Annotated in this window: 9 protein-coding genes; all 9 read left to right on the plus strand. The window is 63.4% G+C overall.

The genetic code is table 11. From position 1 onward, the window contains the following. Window positions 1-435: phosphoribosylglycinamide synthetase C domain-containing protein (locus tag VJ604_RS00975; RefSeq protein WP_324079512.1), on the plus strand; the 435-nt coding region annotated here is incomplete at its 5' end. Then, window positions 432-929, plus strand: coding sequence for a 5-(carboxyamino)imidazole ribonucleotide mutase (gene purE, locus VJ604_RS00980; RefSeq protein ID WP_324079513.1), 498 nt, complete (start codon window positions 432-434; stop codon window positions 927-929). The genes VJ604_RS00975 and purE, both read left to right, overlap by 4 nt. A 91-nt stretch (window positions 930-1,020) precedes the next feature. Further along, complete coding sequence (locus VJ604_RS00985; protein WP_324079514.1) at window positions 1,021-1,290, plus strand: cytochrome c3 family protein; 270 nt, start codon at window positions 1,021-1,023, stop codon at window positions 1,288-1,290. Window positions 1,291-1,471: 181 nt separating this feature from the next. Next, window positions 1,472-2,830, plus strand: coding sequence for a cytochrome c biogenesis protein ResB (gene resB / locus VJ604_RS00990; protein WP_324079515.1), 1,359 nt, complete (start codon window positions 1,472-1,474; stop codon window positions 2,828-2,830). A gap of 57 nt (window positions 2,831-2,887) precedes the next feature. Further along, complete coding sequence (gene ccsB / locus VJ604_RS00995) at window positions 2,888-3,736, plus strand: c-type cytochrome biogenesis protein CcsB (RefSeq protein ID WP_324079516.1); 849 nt, start codon at window positions 2,888-2,890, stop codon at window positions 3,734-3,736. A 341-nt stretch (window positions 3,737-4,077) separates the two neighbouring features. Continuing rightward, window positions 4,078-5,103 carry a cytochrome c3 family protein gene (locus tag VJ604_RS01000; RefSeq protein WP_324079517.1) on the plus strand — a complete coding sequence of 342 codons (1,026 nt, stop codon included), beginning with the start codon at window positions 4,078-4,080 and terminating at the stop codon, window positions 5,101-5,103. A 36-nt stretch (window positions 5,104-5,139) separates the two neighbouring features. After that, window positions 5,140-6,111, plus strand: a complete 972-nt coding sequence (locus VJ604_RS01005) for a glycosyltransferase family 2 protein (RefSeq protein WP_324079518.1) — start codon at window positions 5,140-5,142, stop codon at window positions 6,109-6,111. Window positions 6,112-6,136: 25 nt separating this feature from the next. Further along, the gene (locus VJ604_RS01010) at window positions 6,137-7,081 is read left to right on the plus strand and encodes a glycosyltransferase family 2 protein (RefSeq protein WP_324079519.1); all 945 of its coding nucleotides are present in this window, start codon (window positions 6,137-6,139) and stop codon (window positions 7,079-7,081) included. Beyond that, a partial coding sequence (locus VJ604_RS01015; RefSeq protein WP_324079520.1) for a glycosyltransferase occupies window positions 7,074-7,561 on the plus strand: 488 nt, incomplete at its 3' end. The genes VJ604_RS01010 and VJ604_RS01015, both read left to right, overlap by 8 nt.

Raw genomic sequence — 7,561 nt, forward strand, 5'->3', positions numbered from 1 at the left:
GTCCTCGAGTTCAACGGCCGTTTCGGCGACCCGGAGACCCAGCCCCAGATGGTCCGCCTCGAGAGCGACCTCGTCGATCTCCTCGAGGCGGCGATCGACGGCGACGTCCTGAAGGCCGATGTGCGCTGGTCGACGAAGCCGTCGGGCTGCGTCGTCGTGGCCTCGGGCGGCTATCCCCTCCACTACGAGAAGGGCAAGGTCATCACCGGCCTCGACGAGGCCGAGGACGTGCCGGGCGTCTCGATCTTCCACGCCGGGACGAAGTGCGAGGGCGGGCGGTACCTGACGACCGGCGGGCGCGTTCTCGGGGTCTGCGCGTCCGAGGACACGCTGGCCTCGACGATGCGGAAGATCTACGAGGCCTGCGGCCGGATCTATTTCGAAGCCATGTACTATCGCCGCGACATCGGCGCGGTCAAGGAGGCGCGGACATGACGGTTATGATCTTCCTCGGGAGCGAGTCGGACGCCGGGACGATCGAGGACGCCCTCGGGGTCCTCAAGGAGTTCGGGGTCCCCTACGGGATCGAGGTGACCTCGGCCCACCGCTCGCCCGAGCGGACCGCGAAGCTCGCCCACGAAGCGGCCGGCCGCGGCATCCAGCTGATCATCGCCGCCGCCGGCATGGCCGCCCACCTGGCGGGGGTGGTCGCCGCGGAGACCACCCTGCCGGTGATCGGCGTGCCGATGGGGGGAGGACCGCTCTCCGGCATGGATGCCCTCTACGCCACGGTGCAGATGCCGGGCGGCATCCCGGTGGCCACCATGGCGATCGGCAAGGCGGGGGCCAAAAACGCCGCCCTCTTCGCCGTGCAGATCCTCTCCCTCACCGACCCCTCCCTGCGCGAGAAGTTCGCCGCCTACCGGGCCAACATGGCGGTGGAGGTCGAGCAGAAGGACCAGGCGCTGCAGGCCGCCAGGAGGTCCTAGCCCGGCCCTCGGAGCCCCTTTTCTCTTGACAAGCGGGAGGCCGAAGTATAATTTCCGCTTAAATTTTTATTTTTAATTATGGAGGATGCTCATGGATAAAATTCTCGCCGCGATCGCGCTGACCTTGGCATGCGCGGTTTCCGCATTTGCCGCCGATACCGTCGTCTTCCCCGCCAAAAACGGCAACGTCACCTTCAATCACAAGGCGCACAGCGCCAAGCTCGAGTGCAAGCTTTGCCACGGCGCGGGAGCCCCCTCCAAAATCGAGATGAACAGGGACAAGGCACACGTACTTTGCAAGGGTTGCCACACGGAGAAGAAGGCCGGCCCCACCAAGTGCGGCGATTGCCACAAAAAATAACCTTTTAGCTCGGCGTGCAAAGAACTTGCAGGGACGAAAGGGGTAACAGCAACGAGGTGTTACCCCTTTTTTGCGGCCGACAGGCGATTAGTAAATTTTATTTTGCGCTTATTGCCAATTTGTCTATAATGGCTAGCTTGATTGACCTCGAAGTGCCCAATCACCTTTTCGGGAGACTGCCTTGACAACGAATAAACGCGGAGTTGCGCAACAGCTGTGGGATTTTTTCTGTTCATTACGCCTGACCATCTTCCTGCTCATCGGACTTGCCATCGTCTCCATCATAGGAACCGTCATTCCGCAGGGCCCCCCCCGTGAATATCTCGCCACCATCAGCGAAACCAAGGCCCAGGTGTACAGCTCCCTCGGCTTCTTCGATATGTACCACTCCTGGTGGTTCATCCTGCTCCTCTACCTGCTCACCCTCAACCTGATCTGCTGCTCCATCAAGAGGCTTCCCCGCGTCTGGAAGATCGTGTCGGAGCCGGTGCTGGTCATGGACGAGCGCTACGAGGCGAGCCTTTCCAACACCGCCGAGCTTAAGGTGAAAGGGAGCAAGCATGAACTGAAGGACAAGATGGTCGCCGCCCTCAAGGCGGAGTTCGCCCAGCCGGTGATCACCGAAAAGGACGGCGAGATCCACCTCTTCGCCCAGAGAAACCCCTGGTGCCGGCTCGGCGTCTACGTGGTCCATTTCTCCATCATCATCGTTTTTATAGGCGCCCTGATCGGCTCCTTTTTCGGATACAAGGCCTATGCGACCATCCCCGAAGGCACCGCCATCACCCAGGTGCAGGCCAGAAACGGCAAGACCATCGATCTCGGCTTCGGGCTGCGCTGCGAGAAGTTCTCGGTCTCCTTCTACGACACCGGCGCCCCCAGGGAATTCAAGAGCATCCTGACCGTGCTCGAGAACGGCCAGCCGGTCAAGGGGTACCAGAACATCCCCTGCATCGTCAACGAGCCGCTCACCTACAAAGGGGTCACCTTCTACCAGTCGAGCTACGGCCAGGCGGAGGAGGGCGCGCTCTACCACCTGACCGTCCGTAACCGCAACGGTGGCCCCGCCCAGCACTTCGACGCCCGCCAGGGCGAGCGGATCTCCCTGCCGGGTGGCGCCTTCGTCTCGGTGATGGACGCCGCTCCCGACGTCCACCCCTTCATGAAGGAGTTCGACGGCCCCGGCGCCCAGGTGGAATTCACCCCGGCCGGCGGCCAGCCGCAGTCCTTCGTGATCCTGTCGCCCAAATACGACTCCTTCAACGCCCAGCACGGCGGCGACCTGGTGCTCACCTTCGACGGCATGGATCAGAAGTTCTTCACGGGTCTGCAGGTGGCCAGGGACCCGGGCGTCTGGGTGGTGTGGTTTGGGTGCTTCCTGATGGTGGCCGGCATCGTGATGGCCTTCTTCATGTCTCACACGCGGGTCTGGGCCCGGATCACCAACGAAGGGGTGACCTTGGGCGGTTCCGCGAGCAAGAACCCCGCCGGCTTCGAGATGAAGTTCGATGAGCTGGTGGAAAAGCTTAACAAGGCATAAAGTCTGGGGCACTGCCCCATCGTCGCCACACTGAACCCCGACCGGAGGATTACATCGATGTCCAGTTCCATGCTGTTCAACGTGACAATGGTCACCTATCTGGTTTCAACCTGCATATTCTTTGCCTATCTCGCCTCGCGCAGCAAGGCGGTAGGGCTTGCCGGTACCCTTTCCGCGCTGTTCGGTTTCCTGGTGCACACCGCCGCCATCGCGCTGCGCTGGAAGGAGTCCTATGACCAGGGGCACGGACACGCGCCGCTCTCCAACCTGTTCGAATCGGTGGTCTTCTTCGCCTGGACCATCCTGCTCATCTTCCTGATCATCGACTTCAAGTACAAGTACCGCGCAGTCGGCTTCTTCGTGCTCCCCTTCGCGCTGTTCGGTATGGCCTGGGCCAACCTGAGCCTGGACAGCAACATCGAGCCGCTGGTTCCCGCGCTGCAGAGCAACTGGCTCATGTACCACGTCATCACCTGCTTCCTGGGCTACGCGGCCTTCGCGGTCGCCTGCGGCATCTCCATCATGTACCTGATCCGGGAGAAGATAGAGCAGGGAGGCGGCAACGCTGCCGCCGGCGGGCTTCTGTCCATGTTCCCGGCCATCAGGGTGCTGGACGACCTGAACTACAAGGCGATCATGGTCGGCTTCCCGCTGCTGACCCTGGGGATCGTGACCGGCGCCGCCTGGGCCAACTACGCCTGGGGCACCTACTGGAGCTGGGACCCCAAGGAGACCTGGTCGCTGATCGTCTGGTTCGTGTACGCAGCCTTCCTGCACGCCCGCATCACCCGCGGCTGGGTGGGGCGCAGGGCCGCCATCCTTTCGGTGATCGGTTTCGCTGCCACCATCTTCTGCTACCTGGGCGTCAACCTCTTCCTGTCCGGCCTGCACAGCTACGGGAAGTAAAGCCAAAAGAAGGGGACAGGCACCTGCGGAGCCAGTCCCCTGCGGAACGGAAAGTAGGGGGGGGGCTGGGCCCGCAAGGAGCCAGTCCCCTTACCCGACCCGAAGCAATAGGTAGCTCCCGCGTTTCTCGTTGCGCGTCTCACCGGGCGAGTCAGCGTCGCGCTTCGCTCATCGCAGTGTCTTCATTTCCAAACCAGTGCACGCAAAGGTGAATACACCTCTGCGTGCTTTTTACCGTCCGAGCGGGAAGCCGCCCAGTCGGCACGCCTGTTCTCGAAAGGGGCTTGCCAAACGTCGCAACAGCTAACGTGAAACTAACCACAGTTTCCAGGGGATTGACCATGCGTTCCTTCCTTCGCTCGAATTCCTCGGCAATCGTCCTCGTCCTGCTTGGTCTTTTGCTCCTTCCGGGCGCGGCCCAGGCGGCCTTCAAGTGCAGTTCCTGTCACCGCCACCTGGCCGACAAGGCGGTCAACCACAAGCCGGTGGCAGATGGCGAGTGTCTGAGCTGTCACAAGCAGCTGTCCGACGCTCACCCGCTGGAGAAGGGAAGCATGAGCTTCGTGGTCCCCAAGGAGAAGCTCTGCCTCTCCTGCCATACCACCCTGCTGAGCAAGCCGAGGCTGCACAAGCCGGTTGCCGAGGGGAAGTGCACCGACTGCCACCTGCACCACAGCTCCAACAACAAGTCGCTCCTGAAGGATCCCCCCCCCGTCCTCTGCTTCCGCTGCCACGACAAGGCGCGCTACTCCGGCGCCTCTCACAGCCACAAGCCGGTCGCCAACGGGCAGTGCCTGCTCTGCCACGACGCCCACCAGGCGGAAGGCCCGTCCCTGCTCAAAAAGCCCGGTTCGGGGCTTTGTTTCATGTGCCACGATCCGAAACTGGGGCAGGGGAAATCGCTGCACGGCCCGGTGAAGACCGGCGAATGCGTCAAGTGCCACAAGCCGCACGGCTCCGAATACCGCAAGATGCTGATCGCCGACTACCCGACCGCGCTGTACAAGCCGTTCTCCGCCGACGCCTGGCCGCTTTGCTTCGCCTGCCACAACCCCGCGCTGGCCGCGGAGGCAAAGACCGAGCGGGCGACCAACTTCAGAAACGGCTCCCGCAACCTCCACGCCGTGCACGTCAACAAGGCTGGCAAGGGGCGCGGCTGCCGGATGTGCCACAACCCCCACTCATCCGCGCAGGATCGCCTGATCTACACGCAGGCGCCCGGCTTCGGCGCTTGGGACATCCCCATCAACTACACCAAGACGGAAACCGGCGGCAGCTGCTCGGTCGGCTGTCACCGCAAGTATTACTACGACCGCCTCAAGCCGTTTGACAACTTTGCCAAGCCTGCGCACTCCCTCGCGAAGTAGCAGGTCGGGCACCCTCACCCGATGACGCTGCCCAAGGTGTCGATAATCATCCCGGTGAAGCCGGGGGGGAGGGTGCGCGCCCTCGCCGCGCTATCCCGCCTGCGCTACCCCGCCGAGCTGTTCGAGGTGCTGATCGCCTACGGCCGGGTGCCGAGCGCCCAGCGCAACCTCGCCGCGGCCGAGGCGAGCGGCGAGCTCCTCTATTTCCTGGACGACGATTCCCGGGTGGCCCCCGGCTTCCTGGAGGCCGCCGTCCACCATTTCGAGGATGCCGCGGTCGCCGCCGTCGGCGGCCCCTCGCTGACGCCCGAGAGCGACTCGCCGCTGCAGAGGGCGATCGGGATTGCCTTCGCCTCGGCAGTGGGAGGGGGCGGTGTCCGCAACCGTTACCGACAGATCGGCAAGGCCCGGTCGACCAGCGACAGCGAGCTGATCCTCTGCAACCTCGGCTTTCGGCGCGAGGTCTTCCTCTCCCACGGCGGGCTGGATGCGCGGCTCTACCCCAACGAGGAAAACGAGCTGATGGACCGCCTGCAGCAGGAGGGGTACCGGCTGATACACGACCCGCAGCTCGCCGTGTACCGCAGCCAGCGTGCCACCTACCGGGCTTACCTGAGACAGATGTACAGCTACGGCAGGGGGCGCGGCGAACAGACGCGTCTGGCAGGGAAGCTGAAGCCCGTCTCGCTTGCCCCCTCCCTGCTGCTTGCGTACATCCTTTCGCTGCCCCTGGTGCGCTGTACACCCTACGCGCTCCCCTTCTTCGGCTACTTGGCTGCCATGGTGGCCGCCAGCGTGCTGGGTTCTCTGTCCGGCCGCGACCTCTCCCTGCTGCCGCGGCTGTTGGCCGTTTTCCCGGCGCTGCACCTCGTGTACGGCGCGGGGGTCATCCGGGGGCTGGTGGCGCCGCGCTACCGGCAAGGGACGCGCGAGTCGGGGGAGATCGAGGTCAGAAGGGTCAAGGCGTTCGAGGAAACGGTAGAACCTTTGGCCGCCGAAGAAACCTGAGCTGATCGGAGAAGCTGGAGTGAACGTGGATTTAAGTATCGTAGTACCGATTTACAACGAGGAAGAGAACATCCCGGTCCTGCACAGCCGGATCAGCGAGGCCCTGGCCGACACCAGGCTGGCGTACGAACTGATCCTGGTGGATGACGGCTCCGCCGACAACTCCTACTCCTCCCTGAAGGTGCTGGCCGGCAAGGACAGCCGCGTCAAGGTGGTGAAGCTGCGCAGAAACTTCGGCCAGACCGCCGCCATGGCGGCCGGTTTCGATCTCGCCTCGGGCCGGGTGGTGATCCCCATGGACGGCGACCTGCAGAACGACCCGCTCGACATCCCGCTTCTGCTCAACAAGATCGACGAGGGGTACGACGTGGTCTCCGGCTGGCGCAAGGATAGGAAGGACACCTTCATCAACCGCAAACTCCCCTCCATGATCGCCAACGGCTTCATCTCCAAGATGACCGGCGTGCACCTGCACGACTACGGCTGCACTCTCAAGGCCTACCGGCGCGAGGTGCTGGAGGACGTGAACCTCTACGGCGAGATGCACCGCTTCGTCCCCGCCCTGGCCCACCAGGTCGGGGCCAGGGTGACCGAGATGCCGGTCCGCCATCACGAGCGGCTGCATGGCGTCAGCAAGTACGGCATCTCCCGCACCATGAAGGTCATCCTGGACCTGATGACCGTCACCTTCCTGTTGAGCTATTCGACCAAGCCGATCCAGCTCTTCGGCCGCTGGGGGATCTACACCCTGTGCGCCGGCTTCCTGAGCGGTGCGCTCACCCTCTACATGAAATTCTTCGAGCACACCAGCATGAACCGCAACCCGCTGCTCATCCTGACCGCCTTCCTCATCTTCATGGGGGTGCAGTTCATCGTGATGGGGCTCTTGGCCGAGCTGGTCGCGCGCACCTACTACGAGGCGCAGGGGAAACCGATCTACAACATCAAGGAAAAGGTCAACTTTGGGTGACGCTCCCCTGAAAGTGCTGGTGCTGGCACCTACCCCGTATTTCGCGGACCGTGGCTGCCACGTGCGCATACTGGAGGAGGCGCGCGCGGCCATCGGCGAGGGGGTGCGACTCCACCTGGTCACCTATCACCTCGGCCGCGACGCAGGCGGCTTCCCCATCGATCGCATCCCCAAGATCCCCTGGTATGGAAAACTGGGTGCCGGACCCTCCTGGCACAAGCCGTACCTCGACCTGCTCCTGCTCTGCAAGGCGCTCAAGGTCGCCCGGGAGTTCAAGCCGGACCTGATCCACGCCCATCTCCACGAAGGGGCCTTCATCGGCGCACTCCTCAAGAAGATCCTGCGCATCCCGCTGCTCTTCGACTGCCAGGGGAGCCTGACCGGGGAGATCACCGACCACAAGTTCGTCCGGCAAGGCTCCTTGCTTGCGCGCCTCTTCGCCCTCCTGGAGCGCTGGATCAACCTGAGCGCCGACTACAT

Source organism: Geomonas sp., assembly GCF_035254065.1.
GTDB lineage: Bacteria > Desulfobacterota > Desulfuromonadia > Geobacterales > Geobacteraceae > Geomonas.